This is a genomic window from Meiothermus sp. (assembly GCF_037443965.1).
GTDB lineage: Bacteria > Deinococcota > Deinococci > Deinococcales > Thermaceae > Meiothermus.
Genome location: NZ_JBBINI010000011.1, coordinates 14913 through 29537, shown reverse-complemented (window position 1 = coordinate 29537; position 14625 = coordinate 14913). Strand labels below are relative to the sequence as shown.

The window sequence follows — 14625 nt, the reverse complement described above, 5'->3', positions numbered from 1 at the left end:
GCCGGTATCGCCGTATTCGCCCAACCGCAGCACCAGGGCTTTGACCTCGGTTCCTTTGGGTACCGAGAAGATTACCGCAAAGTTCATGGCTGCGCCGGGCAGCAGGGTGAAGCCGCCACCGATATTGGTGCCAGAGGCGCTATTGTAGGCGATGGGAGGCTGGCCTGGGCAGGGGTGTTGTTGGGCTCGAGGGGGTCTGGGTTCAGGTAGTTTCCGGCTGCATTCAGCACGGCGGCAAAGGCGTTCACGTAATAATTCACCTTGGGGTCGGGGGAGTTGTTGTAGCCGGTCTGCTGCAGGATGGTCTTAACCTGATCAGAGGTAAGCGAGGGGTTGTAGGCCCGCATGAGCGCTGCGACCCCGGCAATAAAGGGGGTGGAGGCGCTGGTGCCACCAAAGAATGCCAGCCCCAGCGGGGGGTTGTCTCCATAAACCGCGTGAATGTCGGTGGGGGCCCAGATGTCCACGAAGGAGCCGTAGTTGGAGTTGCTAATGGCGGTGTTGCTATCGTTGGCCAAGGCCCCGACGCAGATCACCCCATCTAGCATGCAAGGCGCGAACCCGTAGTTTTGCCCGTTGTTCCCCGCTGCCGCCACCAGCACCAGCAGCTTGGCTCCGCCGTCGTTGGAAATTTTGAAGCTGCCGCCCAGCCCGGCCTGCCGGGCATCGGCAAAACGCGTTTGAGCATTCGCGCTGCCGAAAACCTGCTCGAGCATTTTCAGGATGGCGTGTGGTTTGTCGAGCTGGCCGCAGTTACTGAGCCAGCCCTTGTCTTGCCTGCGATCATGCGGGTACTCGACATCGCCGAGTCGGGCCCACGAACCCCGCTCAGGCAACTGACCTCGGCATTGCAAGGCAAGCGCGTGTTGCTGGTGCTCGACAACTTCGAGCAGGTGCTGGATGCCGCCACTGAGGTGGCCGAGTTGCTGAAAACCTGTAGAGGATTGAAAGTTTTGGCGACGAGCCGCGTACCTCTACACCTTTACGGCGAGCATGCGTATGTTTTGCCGCCCATGTCGTTACCAGAGCGTGAGCAAACGCTCAGCCAGCTTGGTCAGGCCGAGTCCGCACAGCTTTTTCTGGCCCGGGTGAAAGAACACCAGCCCCGGTTCGCAATTACTGCGGCCAACGCACCGCTGATTGCCGAGGTGTGCGTGCGGCTCGAGGGTGTACCGCTTGCACTGGAACTGGCCGCCGCCTCTTTGCGCCGTATGACCCTCGAGCAGCTCGTGCGAGCGTTGAGCGGCGAACCCCACTGGCTCTCGGCTTTGCGCACAGCAGCGCGCGATCTGCCGCCGCGCCAGCAGACCTTGTATAACGCACTGGCATGGAGTTATGGCTTGCTCGGCACAGGCACGCAGCAGGTGTTTCGCCAGCTCGGGGTATTGCGAGGGGGTTTCGATTTATCTGCGGCGAGCGCGGTTTGCGGGTTGGATGAACACCTGGTTGGCAACGCCCTGGCAGAGCTGACCGACCAGCACTTGCTCGCGCACGATGGCACACGCTGGCGCATGTTGGAGATGATCCGCGAATTTGCCCTGGAACAGATGGCCCCGGCTGAACTCGCCCTGGCAGAAGAGCGCCACGCGCGCTATTTTGCCGCGCGTTTGAACGCACCCGCACCGCTCGAGGCTTCATTTATCGAACCCGACCATGCCAATTTTCTTGCAGCCCTGGAATGGGCCTGTTGCCAAGGCGATGCTGCGCTGGCCCTGACCACTGGTAGACCGCTGGCCGATTTTTGGGAGACCCGGGGATATTTGCTCGAGGGCTTGGAAAAGGCGCATGCGGTGCTGCGGGTCTCGGAGAATGCCGAGCCTGGGTTGCGCCTGAGTTTTTTGAACGGCGCCTGCCATCTGGCCTGGAACCGTCACGACTTTGCAGCGGCGCTGGAGTTCTCCGATCAGAGTATTGCACTGGCTAAAGCCCACCGGTTAGGCCTGGCCTGGGCGCTCAACACGCGCGGGCGAATTTTTATCGAACAAGGGGACTATGTGTGTGCAGAACAAACCCTGCGCGAATGCCTGCAGATCGCAAAAAAGACGCATGATGAACACGCCTTGGGGCTTGCGCTCACCCAGCTTGGGGAACTGGCCTTGGCCCTCGGAAAGCTCGATGAGGCGCAAAAGCGATCCCTTCAGGGGCTCGAGCACCTGGATAAGCGCATCCTACGGTTTTTGGCCCTGGCCCACACCAACCTGGCCGAAATAGCCCTGCTGCGCGGCGATGGCGCGACTGCACAAGAACACCTGCAGCTTGCTTTGCCCCACATTCACAGCCATGTTCGGCGGGCGCTCTGCTTTTTCACCACCCTGGCCGGCTGGTGCGCCACCCGCGAGCGCGTACTCCTGGAAGATGCCCGGTGCGCTGCGGTATCGCTGGGTGTGGTAGCCGGGTTGACCGAGCGAACCGGTGCGCCTTTGTCGGCACTGTATCGCGCCTTGCAGGAAAAGCGGCGTGAAAGCGTGCAACAACGCCTCACCGACCTCGAGTGGCAACAGATGTGGTACCGCGGTTACGCCATGTCGAATGAGCAGGCCGTTGCGTTCGCCGGTAAACTGCTCCGGACGGTGTGAGCATTGAACCTTATTGGGGCAGCGCCAGCGGCTTCCCTTTGAGGCCGTTGTCGTCAGAAGCCTAGGCCCCCATGCCGGAGAACTGCCGAAGCCCTTTGCGCCATAGCCAGCGGTTGATCACCCAGAAGACTACAAACCAGACCCCCAGCACCAAGAAGCCCTGGCCCACCCCACCGGGCACTGGCAACCCGGCAAACAAGGCTGCCGGGAAGTACACCAGATAGGGGAAAGGGGTGAGTAGGGCTAGGTTGCGCACCGCTTCAGGAAACACCGAAAGCGGCGCAATCAGGCCCGACAAAAACAGGTAGGCCACAAACCACAGCTCCTCCACCGCGGCCCCGCGCTCGGTCCAGAAGCACAGCATGGCGAAGGTGTACTGCATCAGGAAGCGCAGCAAAAAAGCCGCCACCGAGGCCGCCAGGCCCAGTAGCACCCCCTCTATATCGGGCACAAAGCGGGCCTGCGGATACACCAGCAGAAAAACCGCCACAATCAACAGGCCAAAGGGCAGCCGGGTCAGGCGCTCGGCCAGGTGCTGCATCAGGTGATCCCAGCCGGGGTCAATGGGTTTTAAGAGCTTGAACGATAAGCGCCCTTGCAGCACGTCGTCCTGAAACTCCCAGATCACCCAGACGATGGTGAGCTGGCGCACCAGAAAGACGCACAGAAAGTAGCGGGCAAACTCCGGGGCCGAAAGCGCAAAGCCACCCCCTTCGGCGGCCTGGGTCCAGACCCCCATCAAAATCAGCGGTAGCATGGCCGAGAGCGCCCATAAGAGCACCTCGGCGCGGTATTCCAGGAAGTAGGCGTACCAGACGGCCAGAAGGGCGCGAGGCTTGCGTAGCACCCCAGTAGTGTACCGCTTGACTTTTCTGCCCCCATGGTGCTAGAAATCCCTGGCCCCAACTGGAGTGCTGGGGCAGGTATCAGGCCTGTTGTGAGGGTGTCCAGATGCCGTCAGGTTTGACGTGCCTGCCGTAGCTATCCGCTATTGGCTTCGGGCCACTTCTACAAGAAGTCTTACTTGCTGCGCAACACCAATACCGGCTTGTCCGAGCGGTGCAATACCGCCTCGGTTACCGAGCCCAGCATGAAGCGATCCAGTCCGCTGCGCCCGTGGGTGCCCATCACGATCAGATCGTGGTTTTTGGCCTCGGCCAGGATAGCCTCCACCGGCCTGGCCTCGACGAGCTTGGTCTCGGCTTCCACCCCGGCCTCCTGGGCCAGCGCGCTGGCTTTGCTCAGGGCTTCATTCCCCACCCGCTTGAGGTCTTCGATCAGCTCGAGGCCGTAGGGCACGCTCTCGGGGCTAATCCAGAGGCTCGAGCTGATGTTCTCCACGGCGTACAAGAACGTCACGCTGGCCCCCATCCTTTTGGCGACCTCCAAGCCTTCTGTGATGGCTTTCTGGCTGCAAGCACTGCCATCGGTGGGCATTAGGATTTTTTTGTACATTGCGCCCTCCTTTTCTACTTAGCTTAAATCTAAACGCTCTCGCGGGATATGGATGTCCCTGTATCAAGCCGGGTATCGTTCCCCCGTTTTCAGTGGCGGCGACTGTATGGTGCAGCTTTGGCCGCAACTCGAGGGGACGAAAACCCCTTCCACAAGACGTAGTTTGTAACGCCCTTGCCGGGCTACGTAACGCCCCCGTTCTGAGGTAAAAACTCGATAGATATGGGCCAATTCCCCTTAGCAACTGTCAAGCGCAAATAACCAAAATTAACGTAACAACCGAGCGTTTATGAAGCCCCGCCAGCCGGATGAAGTCACCCTACAATCGCAATTGCTTATGACCTTTCCCGAACTGCTCACCAATCTAGTTGCCCGAGGGGTTTCCGACATCCACATGCATGTGGGACTGCCCTTGATGGCCCGCTTACATGGCAAACTTGGCCCCATTACCCAAAGTCCCCTCACGCCCCAGTACACTGCGGCCCTCGTTGACATGATGTGCAATGAGAAGCAGAAGGCTATCTTTGCCGAGCGGCAGCAGGTAGACCTGGCTTACTCGGTGCCGGGGGTGGCGCGGTTTCGGGTCAACCTTTTCAAGCAGCGCGGCTCGGTGAGCTGCGTGATGCGGGTGGTCAACTCCGACGAGAGCAAGCTCAAGATCGTCTCGCTCCCGCAAGAGACCATCAACCACTTCCGCGATAAAGAAAAGGGCCTGGTGCTGGTCACCGGCCCCACCGGTTCGGGCAAGTCCACCACCCTGGCCCGCATCCTCGATGAGATCAACCAGCACCACTCCAAGATGATCGTCACCCTGGAAGACCCCATCGAGTATCTGCACCGGGGTAAAAACTCCATCGTGGTGCAGCGGGAGATTGGCCAGGATGCGCCCAGCTTCAAGGATGGGCTGGTAGCAGCCATGCGTCAGGATCCCGATGTCATCATGATTGGGGAGATTCGCGACCATGCCACGGCCGCTGCCGCCCTGGAAGCGGCCCAGACCGGCCACCTGGTTTTTTCTACGCTGCACACCCTCGATACGGTACGCACGGTTAACCGCGTGCTCGACCTCTTCCCCCCCCACGAGCGGGAGGTGGCCCGCATTCTCTTCGCCGAGTCGTTGGTGGGGATTGTCTCCCAGCGCCTGCTCCCCAGCAAGCAGGGGGGCCGGGTTTGCGCGATGGAAATCCTCAAGGGCAACCTGCGCATCCGCGACCTGATCAAAGACCCCGACCGCACCAACGAAATCTACGAAGCCCTCAAGGACTCCTCGCTGGATGGGATGCAGACCTTCGACGACCACCTGGCCGAACTCTACGCCCGCGACCAGATTGACCTGGAAACCGCCCTGGCCCACGCTACCAGCGCCCAGTACGTCAAGGTCAAAGCCCTGCAAATCAATGCGGCCCGCCAGACCCTGATAGACGAATCGGTTGCCCAGCGCGGTAACTAAAAACTGCACATATTCAGCCTACCCACCCCATTGAGGGGTGGGTTATTTGCCGTACATTCATCTGGCCAACCGGACGTATAAAGAATTCGATCGGGTAGGTTCCTCCTCCTAGATTAGGAAGCGCCCATGCAGGGCGATGCTTGAGACCCCCTTCTTACAAGGCTAGAGGTGTTGTACAAGGTTATAGCCAACGCGGATGGCGCAACCCCTGATTAGGACATCTTTCCCAAGCCATTGGAGATACAATTCGGGCAGACTTCTAGGTCGTTTTGATTTACGTTTAGTCATTCGAGAGGTGTCCCGTGAAAACCACGCATGTTTTGACCAGATTGCTGGTAGCGTTGTGGTTTGGGGCTGGCTGGGTGCAGGTTCCCGCCTTGGCGCAGTTGCCGCTTTGGCCGAGCTTGGAGCAAATCCTACAAGGTGAGCCTCCCATCACAACCAGCCTGAACGATGCCGTAACCGAGGTTCCCTTTCTGGACGGGTTCAACCCCAGCGGTTTTGTGGGCATCTCGGCCTTGCCCAAAGGCCCTCAGCAGGGGTTTGTGTTGCGGCCTGGGCTCTTCGCTTTCGAGGCCCATAGCTACTGCATGAATGCCGGAGCCTACGCCCCCAGCAAGGGAGATGGTTACCTTTATGCCCCGCTCAAAGGCTCCCGTGCGGGTGTGATTGCCAGCCTGCTGCACCGCTCGGTGGCGCACCCCGAGATTGCCCAACGCGATGTTCAGGCGCTGATCTGGGCTATTCTTTCACGTACCCGCCTGAGCGACATGCCCCCGCGTATGCTGGCAGTCGCGACCCAACTTCTCACCCCCCAAGAGATGTTCGAGGTGAACGGGGGTGCTTTGGGCCTGATTCCCGAGGGCTTGTGGCGTCAGATGATGGCCCGGCTGCCCCAACCCATCCAGCAAATGCTGGAAGCCGAGGCTCGGCTGCGTTCGTTGCTGACCCAGGTCAACACCACGTTTGAGCAGCTCGAGCAGGCCGCCGTGCGCTTCGGGCTGGCTCCCCGTGGTGAGGGTAGCCGAGAGGTACCAGAGGGACGCTGGTCGTATCACCCCGATGGCTACTTCATCCGCTACTTTCCCCAGGGATATTCCAGAACCCGCACCGAAGTATACGTGCCTGAAACTTTCGATGTGCAGCGCGATGCGCTGGGCCGGATTGTCTCGATTGCCGATGCTATGGGCAACCGTATCGAGACTGCCTACGACGAGGGTATTTTGCCGCTGGTCATCGCCAACGAACCCGGCGTTCGGGGTTACGCTTTTAGCTCGATTCGTATGGTGAGAATCCAGCCCATTCCCCCCGAAATGGTTTTGACTTTGGAGGCTACTTGGCAGAGCCAGGGCTGGACGCTACAGGGCCAGCCCACAGGTACGGGTTCGGTGGGTTCACCCCCTGGCCGCTACACCGACGCTGCCGAGCGCTATCGTTGGGCGGTGGAGCACCTGCGCCAGGTAGGGCGGCTCGATCAGGTGTTCAAGGTGCAGGGAGAAGCTCGAGCGGTGGTGGACTTGGGCCTCTACACCCAGGCCCTGAGTAAAGCCCTCGAGGGCCAGCCCAAAGCCCCGGCCTGGGCCAAAGAACACCTAGGACTGGCCTATAGGGCTTGGCAAGCTGCGCTGTGTCAGCGGGAGGGAGGCTGCCTGGGCACTCCGGGGATGGCCTCTGCTCACGGCCCTTTAGTGCAGTGGGTTTCGACCCGGTTGGCGAGCTTGTTCCAAACCGCCAACAAGGAGCTTGATGGAGGCGTTGCCGCTCCGGGCAACACTGCCCGCCAGCGGCTGGCCCAATCCAACCAGGGCAACGACAAGAAAGATGTCTGCCAAACGGTCAAGGACGAACTGTTATTGGAACAGATAGTTTTGAACGCATATAAAAATCCCGATTTGCTCAAGTACGCAACGGATAGGAACTTCGACGATCGTGAATACAATGAGGGGGTAAAAAATTACGTATCCAGAGTCTTGGACGAAGCCCAAACGCCTTCTTTCCTAACGCCAGAGGATGTGGCTGCTATGTTTACCTCACAGCGAACCGAAAAGTCGTTTGGGCCTGCAATGGGGTTTGACCCTGATACTGGCAGTATTTATTTTAACCAAGGCAAAAGAGGTGAGACTGATTGGGTTCAGATAATTGACATGGAGAGAAGACGCACAGACGACTACAACAAAGCCTATGAATCGTATATCAGTGAATACGGTGGAGACGCCGGTGAAATTTTGTTCAAGGCTCATGTAGAGCATGAGATAGTTCATCAAAACAACCGGTGGAGGTATCCGGTAGGGTTTCCCGAGAAACTAAGCCAAAACGAAATCGAAGCTTACCAAAAATCTATCGAGATAAAACAGGAAGGTCTTCGTAAGTTGGGCTGCCCATAAAGCAATCAGGTTTAGACTGTTCACATGTTGATCTACGGGCGCAACCCGGTTCTGGAGGCCCTGCGCGAGGGCCAGGTGGGGCAGGTCTGGGTAGCCAAGGGTGTGGAAAGCTGGCTTTTGAAAGAACTAGACAAGCTGGGGGCTTCGTACAAACTGGTGCCGCGCATCGAGCTCGATCAGATGGTGCGAACCACCCAGCACCAGGGTCTGGTGGCTGAAATTGAAGAGGCCACCTACGCCGACCCCCAAGCTCCCTTCCTGGTGGCGAAAAAGCGCGGCGAGGCGGTTTTGCTGGTGGTGTTGGATGGCATCACCGACCCGCGCAACTACGGGGCCATTATCCGCAGCGCCTTTGCACTGGGAGCGCATGGGGTGGTGACCGAGGAACGCCGGAGTGCGCCGTTGTCTGCGTTGGTGATGAAGGCCTCGGCAGGTACGGCCAGCAAAATCCCTTTGGTGCAGGTCAAGAACATCGCCCGCTACCTCGAGCAACTCAAGCAGCAAGGGGTCTGGGTCTATGGCACCAGCGGCAAGGCCAGCAAGACCATAGCCGAGCTCGACTACCAACGCCCGCTGGCCGTTGTGATTGGCTCCGAGGGCGAGGGCATGCGCCGCCTGGTGGCCGAGCACTGCGACGAGCTGGCTAGAATCCCTCTGGCCGAAGGGGCCGAGAGCCTGAACGCGGCGGTGGCGCTGGGGGTAGTGTTGTATCAGGCAGGGCTTTCACGCGGCTGAAACAGACGAAGCAAGCCTCATCGTGGAAGTAGAATGGTAATGAAATGCCAATTCCAAGCTACCAGCGATTCATGTACCCATTGCTCGAGATGGCAGCGGATGGTGAAGCGCACTCGATGGAGGAAGCCTACGAGGCGCTGGCCGGAAAGCTCAACCTGAGTAAAGAAGATCGGGCTGAATTGCTGCCCAGTGGTGGGCAAAGCAGGTATGAGAACCGCGTCGGATGGGCCAGAACCTATTTGACAAAAGCCGGATTGTTGGAGTCACCAAGCCGAGGACAATTCAAAATCACTGCGGAAGGTCGCAAAGTTTTGCAGTCTGGCATTACCGAACTTAACGTCCAATACCTTATGCAATTCCCTAGATTCGTTGGGTTTCGGCGCAGAGACCGCACCACGGATGAGACGAGCTCAGAAGAAGAGGTTGGCAATGAGACAACACCAGATGAGCAGCTCGAGCAGCTTCATCTAGTTTTGAGGAGACAGCTAGCGCAGGAGCTTTTGGCACGTGTCTCGCAGTGCTCACCTGCATTCTTTTAGCGTCTTGTGGTTCAGCTTTTGGTAGCAATGGGTTACGGCGGTTCGGTAGCAGATGCGGGTAGGGCAGTGGGGCGAAGTGGGGATGATGGCATTGATGGCATCATCAAACAAGACCGGCTTGGCCTAGACAACATTTACATTCAAGCCAAGCGTTGGGAAAGAACCGTCCCAAGTGAAGTTGTTAGAACCTTTCACGGAAGCCTAGCCCTTCGAAAAGCAAGCCGAGGGGTTATCATCACCACCTCGGACTTTTCCAGTAATGCGATTGAAACAGCTAAGGCACTCGGGAATATCGTGCTTATTGATGGAAATACCCTGGCTGACTTCATGATCGAGTTCAACGTTGGAGTCACGGTAGCGGCACGGTATGAGGTGAAGCGGGTTGATAGGGACTTTTTTGAAGAGGGCTAGCGATAATACTTCGCGGTGTCGCGCAGATGCCCGTCGAAACTTACATTCAGAAACAAGCGCCCCTGGGCGTGTAGGAAGTAAAGGTACTTCTGGCCTTTGTCGTTGGTGCGGATGGGGTTGAGCACGGCGCGCAGGGCTTCGGCGCCGGGGTTGCCGATGGCGCCGGGGGGCAGGCCGCGCCGGGTGTAGCTGTTGTAGGGGGTGTCCTTTTCGAAGTCGCCCGCACTGCGGTTAAGCTCGGGCAGGCGTTTGCCCAGGCCATAGGCCACGGTGGGGTCGGCCTGGAGGGGCATGCCGATTTCCAAGCGGTTGAGGAAAACCCCTGCAATCAAGGGCTTTTCGCTGGAATTGGCAGCTTCGGCTTGTACGATGGAGGCCAGCGTAACCCAGTCGTGGATGCTGTCCAGGCCTAGTTGCTGCAGGCGGCTTTGGGCTGCTGAGGCAAACTCCTGCTCCATGCGGCGGGTCATGGCCCGCACGATGTCCTCGGCGGTGTAGTCGAGGGGGAAGTCGTAGGTAGCGGGGAAGAGGTAGCCCTCGAGGGTGGGCCCCTTGGCCTCTTTTGGGCGCAGCTCGGGCGGGGGGTTGTTGGCGAGCTCGAGGAACCCGGGCCCGTCCAGGTTGTTTTCGCTCAGGCGCTGGGCCATATCCACCACCCGCCAGCCTTCCGGGAAGGTGATGCGCACGGTGAGGGGACGCGACTCATCGGTGATGGCCAGGGCAATGGCCCGCAATCCCTTGCCCTCGAGCTTGTAGTAGCCGGGCTTGAGTTCTTTATCCTGGCCGGAAAAGCGCAGGTACAGGGCAAACATAGAGCCCGAACGCACCAGTCCGGCCTGCTCGAGGATGCGACCGACCGCTGCGGCCCCGCTGCCTTTGGGAATGCGGATTTCGGCCGTGGTGCCGGTGGGGCCCATCAAATACAGGGCATAGCCCAAAACCGCCGCCACCAGGGCAAACATGAACAGCACCCCCCGCAGAATCCAGCGGGTGGGCGACTTGCCCCTTTCTTGGGGGTCGTCGAGGGCTGCAACAGGCCCATCGGGAGGGGTTGGCTTGTTCGAATCGTCCATGCTAAAAGCTCCACGGCTCGGTACAGCCCGGCTTATGCGCCTGCCAAATAGGATTCCAGCAGCGCGATGGCCGCGGCTTCGTCCAGCTTACCTTTCTCCTGTCGAATGCGCTTGGGGGCATTTTTGAGGCGGTTTTGTCCCAGTTTGGTGGTATAGCGCTCATCCAGCAGCTCGACCTGCATACCCCGCTGGCGCATGGCTTCCACCAGGGCCTGCACCCGCTCGGCCTGGGCGCTGGGCCGGCCGTCGGTGCGCAGAGGCAGCCCCACCACGAAGCGCTCGGCCCGTTCGCGTTGGGCAAAGGCTGCCAGGGCCTCGAGGTCGGCCTCGAGGTTTTTGCGCACCAGGTAGCCCCGGCCAAAAGCCCAGGGCGCGCCGGTTTCGCCCACGGCCAGGCCAATCCGGGCCTCCCCCACATCCAGTGCCGCCAGTTTCATCCCGCCCATTATCCGGTCTGGCTGGCTGGAAAAAATGAGGATTCGCTGCCCCTCTCGCATTGCAGAAATCCAACCAAAGCGCACTGGAGCGATTATCGCGGTTCCCTCGGCTAGCACAGCGCGCCCAGGATTTGATAAATTTTGGGCAACGGACTGCCATATGCCATTGTTCGGGAATTTTAAATACATCTCCTTCACCGAACTGATCCCCCCCTTGGTCAAGCGTTCGGGGGGCCTAGTGGTGTACACGCCCTCGGCGGCCATTGCGATGGAACTCAACCAGGGCACCCTGGTTCGCGCCTACCGCAACCAGGAGCGGCTGGGCCTCGAGCAAGCCAAGGAGATCCTGCTCGAGCTAACCCAGCTCCCCGAGGCCCCGTTCGAGTTTACCGGGCGACCCATCCAGCTAGTGCCCGATGGCCTCAACTATTTTTTGCCCAACATGATGGTAGACCTGGTGGCCCACACCAACGCCCGCCCCACCTATGCCGACCAGTTTATAGACCCCAACACCCGCTTCTGCCGCACCGAGAAAGACGGCTATCCCGCCGGAATAGCCGGGCGTTTTTTGATCGAGGCCAGCTACTGGCTCGAGTCGCCCAAAGGGGCTTCCTCCCACGAGTTATCGGCCCATCTGCGGGTCTCGTTGGAAACCGTGCTCTACAACCTCTACAGCCTGCGCCAGTCGGGCTATGTGCAGGCCCTCGATGCCTTCCGCCTGCAACAACCGCTCAACCCGGCCCCCGCCCGCCAGGGCCTGTGGGGCCGCCTTGTTAAAGGGTTGCGCCGGTAGGCAGGTGCAGATTCAACGCAGCGCCTCTTCCATTGCCGCAAAAGTCTTGTCCAGGTCGAAGCCGCCGCCCTGGGCCAGCGCCCCCTTGCCGCCGCCGCGCCCACCTGCGACAGCCGATAGCTTCTTCATCACCATACCGGCATCCAGCCCTGCATCCAGGGCCTTTTTGCCCACCTTGACCACCAGGTTCTGTCCCGAGCCCACCGCCACCAGGTCGGCCTGGTGCTTGTCCAGCAGCTCGTCCGCTGCGCCCCGCAGGGCCCCGGCCTCGAGGCCCTCGAGCTTGACCGCCAGATACCTGTAGCCGTTCGCTTCCCTGAGCGAGAACCCCGCCGAGCTACCTCCGAGCTGGGCTCGAGCCAGTTCCAGCTTCAGCTTTTCAATCTCCTTCTCACGGGCCTTGAGTTCGTCCTGGAGCTTGTTCACCCGCTCGAGCAGGTGCTCGGGGGCCGTACCCAGCTCGCGGGAAAGACCGCCCAGCCGATCCAGCATCTCGCGCACGTACCGGGTCGCCCCGGTTCCGGTCAGAGCCTCGATGCGCCGCACCCCTGCCGCCACCGACTCCTCGGCCACAATCACCAAGGCCCCAATCTCGCCGGTGCGCCGCACATGGCAGCCGCCGCAGAGTTCCTTGGAGCTCACGTTGTCCACAGCGCCTTCCACGCTCACCACCCGCACCACGTCGCCATATTTTTCGCCAAACAGGGCCATGGCCCCTTCTTTGCGGGCTTCCTCCAGGGGCTTGTAGGCATAGCTCACCGGGAAGTCGGCCTGAATCCAGCGGTTCACCAGCAGCTCAACCTTGGCCAGATCCCTGGGGGCAATCGGCTCGAACTGGCTAAAGTCGAAGCGCAGCCGATCCGGCCCCACGTAGCTGCCTTTTTGCTGCACGTGGGGGCCCAGCACCGCCCGCAGCGCGGCGTGCAACAGGTGGGTGGCGGTGTGGTTTTTCTCGGTGTCGCGCCGGTGCACATCCACCAAAGCCCGCACCGTCGAGCCCGCCTTAAGGGTGCCTTCCTCCACCCGCGCGATGTGCAAAAAGATGCCATCGGGGTTTTTCTGGGTGGTCGAGACCCTGGCCCAGCCCCCTTCCCATTCCAGCACGCCCGCATCGCCAATCTGCCCACCCCCCTCAGCGTAAAAGGGGGTTTTGTCCAGCACCACCTGCACCTCGGTTCCGACGGGTGCTTCTTGGATGGTTTGCTCACCCACCAAGAGCAGCTTGACCTGGGCCTGGGCCTCTAAGTCTTCGTAGCCCACAAAGCTGGTGCCGCCATAATCGGCGGCCAGGGCCGAAAGCGCCTCGTTGGACTTCTTGAAGAGTTCCTTGTCGAAGGCAGCACTGCTGCGGGCGATCTCCTGGGCTTCTTCCAGGGCTTTCTCGTAGCCCTCGGTATCCACCCTAATGCCGCGCTCGTTGGCAATCTCCAGCGTAAGGTCGAGGGGGAAGCCGTAAGTATCGTAGAGGGTAAAGGCATCTTTGCCCGAAAGGGTGTCACCTGATTCGAGGCTGGCCAGCATCGCATCCAGGCGCTTGATACCGCTCTCGAGGGTGCGCAAGAACTGCTCTTCTTCAATTTTGATTTGTTTTTGCACGCCCTCGAGGTGCTCCTTTAGCTCGGGGTACACCCCGCCCATCACAAGGGCCACCACCTCGGCCAGCCTGTACATGAAGGGTTCGCGCAGGCCCAGCAGGTAGCCAAAACGCACCGCCCGGCGCAACAAGCGGCGCACCACGTAGCCGCGCCCGGTGTTGGAGAAGTGGGCCCCGTCGGAAAGGATGAAGGTCACGGCGCGGGCGTGCTCGGAAATCACCCGGTGCGCCACCGAGCTGGGGCCTTCGTAGCTGATGCCGGTCAGCTCCACAATTTTGGCAATCAGGGGCTGGAACTCGTCGGTCTCGTAGAAGTCGGTCACGCCTTGCAGCACCATGGCCACCCGCGCAAGGCCCATGCCGGTATCAATGTTGGGCTTGGGGAGGGGCTCCAGCACGCCGCCGTCCTTGCGGTCGTACTGCGGGAAAACTAGGTTCCAGATTTCTACAAAGCGGTTGGACTCGCGGGTCTCGTAGTAGTCGGCCCAGGTATCGCTGCCAAAGGCCGGCCCCCGGTCGTAGTAGATCTCGCTGCACGGCCCACATGGCCCGTTGGGGCCTTTGGTCGGGGCGTTCTGGGGCCAGAAGTTCTCGTCGGCGTCGAAGCGGTGGATTTTTTCGGGGGGTACGCCCACCCGCGTCCAGTGCTCAAAGGCCTCGTCGTCGTCTTTGTAGATGGTGACATATAAACGATTACCGTCCAAGCCCAGCCACCTGGGGTCGGTCAGGAACTCCCAGGCCCACTCGATGGCCTCTTTTTTGAAGTAATCGCCAAAGCTGAAATTCCCCAGCATCTCAAAGACGGTCTGGTGGCGGTTGGTGCGGCCCACGTTCTCGATGTCGCCGGTACGCACCGACTTCTGGCAGGTCGTAACCCGATACCACTCGCCCTCGTGGCCGGCAAATACAGGTTTTTTACCTGTGAAGTAGGCCTTGAGTGGGGTCATGCCCGCGTTGATGAAGAGCAGGGTAGGGTCGTCCTGGGGCACCACGCTAAAGCTCGGTAGGCGTAAATGCCCCTTGGACTCGAAGAACTGGAGATATTTTTCCCGAATTTCAGCAGTTTTCATCCTAGCCTCTCAAACTGAACAAGCATAAAAAAAGATTCCCCGCTAGGCAAACCCCAGGCGACCTCTTCAGAGAGAAGAGGCTGTTTACAGGGTAGCTCGTGCAGAGAA

At 60.0% G+C, this 14625-nt stretch carries 13 protein-coding genes; 7 read left to right on the top strand and 6 right to left on the bottom strand.

Annotated elements, in window-relative coordinates; all coding sequences use genetic code 11:
• Positions 1-83: 83 nt before the first annotated feature.
• Positions 84-716 (bottom strand): S8/S53 family peptidase, encoded by a 633-nt coding sequence (locus tag WKI89_RS07850; RefSeq protein ID WP_337868621.1) that lies wholly within the window; start codon positions 714-716, stop codon positions 84-86.
• Between WKI89_RS07850 and WKI89_RS07845 the strand changes: the two genes are divergently transcribed.
• Positions 681-2576: a tetratricopeptide repeat protein gene (locus tag WKI89_RS07845; protein ID WP_337868620.1), complete on the top strand. Its 1896-nt coding sequence runs from the start codon at positions 681-683 to the stop codon at positions 2574-2576. The genes WKI89_RS07850 and WKI89_RS07845 overlap by 36 nt on opposite strands.
• A 61-nt stretch (positions 2577-2637) precedes the next feature.
• On the opposite strand, the gene WKI89_RS07840 is transcribed toward WKI89_RS07845, so the two are convergent.
• Complete coding sequence (locus WKI89_RS07840; RefSeq protein WP_337868619.1) at positions 2638-3423, bottom strand: ABC-2 family transporter protein; 786 nt, start codon at positions 3421-3423, stop codon at positions 2638-2640.
• Between the two features lie 173 nt (positions 3424-3596).
• Complete coding sequence (locus tag WKI89_RS07835) at positions 3597-4031, bottom strand: universal stress protein (RefSeq protein ID WP_337868618.1); 435 nt, start codon at positions 4029-4031, stop codon at positions 3597-3599.
• Positions 4032-4368: 337 nt separating this feature from the next.
• On the opposite strand from WKI89_RS07835, the gene WKI89_RS07830 reads away from it, so the two are divergent.
• The 5 genes from WKI89_RS07830 to WKI89_RS07810 all read left to right on the top strand — a co-directional run bounded on the left by WKI89_RS07830 (position 4369) and on the right by WKI89_RS07810 (position 9550).
• Positions 4369-5481, top strand: coding sequence for a PilT/PilU family type 4a pilus ATPase (locus WKI89_RS07830; RefSeq protein WP_337868617.1), 1113 nt, complete (start codon positions 4369-4371; stop codon positions 5479-5481).
• A 302-nt stretch (positions 5482-5783) separates the two neighbouring features.
• A complete protein-coding gene (locus WKI89_RS07825; protein ID WP_337868616.1) occupies positions 5784-7865 on the top strand; it encodes a hypothetical protein in 2082 nt (693 codons plus the stop codon).
• Positions 7866-7889: 24 nt separating this feature from the next.
• Positions 7890-8600: a 23S rRNA (guanosine(2251)-2'-O)-methyltransferase RlmB gene (gene rlmB, locus WKI89_RS07820; RefSeq protein ID WP_337868615.1), complete on the top strand. Its 711-nt coding sequence runs from the start codon at positions 7890-7892 to the stop codon at positions 8598-8600.
• Between the two features lie 44 nt (positions 8601-8644).
• Positions 8645-9139 (top strand): winged helix-turn-helix domain-containing protein, encoded by a 495-nt coding sequence (locus WKI89_RS07815; RefSeq protein WP_337868614.1) that lies wholly within the window; start codon positions 8645-8647, stop codon positions 9137-9139.
• Positions 9140-9145: 6 nt separating this feature from the next.
• The gene (locus WKI89_RS07810; RefSeq protein ID WP_337868613.1) at positions 9146-9550 is read left to right on the top strand and encodes a restriction endonuclease; all 405 of its coding nucleotides are present in this window, start codon (positions 9146-9148) and stop codon (positions 9548-9550) included.
• Here the strand turns inward: WKI89_RS07810 and mltG are convergent.
• On the bottom strand, positions 9547-10623 hold the full coding sequence (gene mltG / locus WKI89_RS07805) for an endolytic transglycosylase MltG (RefSeq protein WP_337868612.1): 1077 nt from the start codon (positions 10621-10623) through the stop codon (positions 9547-9549). The two genes, WKI89_RS07810 and mltG, sit on opposite strands and share 4 nt — an antisense overlap.
• Positions 10624-10655: 32 nt before the next feature.
• The gene (gene ruvX / locus WKI89_RS07800) at positions 10656-11060 is read right to left on the bottom strand and encodes a Holliday junction resolvase RuvX (protein WP_337868611.1); all 405 of its coding nucleotides are present in this window, start codon (positions 11058-11060) and stop codon (positions 10656-10658) included.
• Between the two features lie 166 nt (positions 11061-11226).
• Between ruvX and WKI89_RS07795 the strand changes: the two genes are divergently transcribed.
• A complete protein-coding gene (locus WKI89_RS07795; protein ID WP_337868610.1) occupies positions 11227-11853 on the top strand; it encodes a hypothetical protein in 627 nt (208 codons plus the stop codon).
• Between the two features lie 12 nt (positions 11854-11865).
• Here the strand turns inward: WKI89_RS07795 and alaS are convergent, their stop codons facing one another.
• Positions 11866-14517 carry an alanine--tRNA ligase gene (gene alaS / locus WKI89_RS07790; RefSeq protein ID WP_337868609.1) on the bottom strand — a complete coding sequence of 884 codons (2652 nt, stop codon included), beginning with the start codon at positions 14515-14517 and terminating at the stop codon, positions 11866-11868.
• Positions 14518-14625 lie beyond the last annotated feature (108 nt).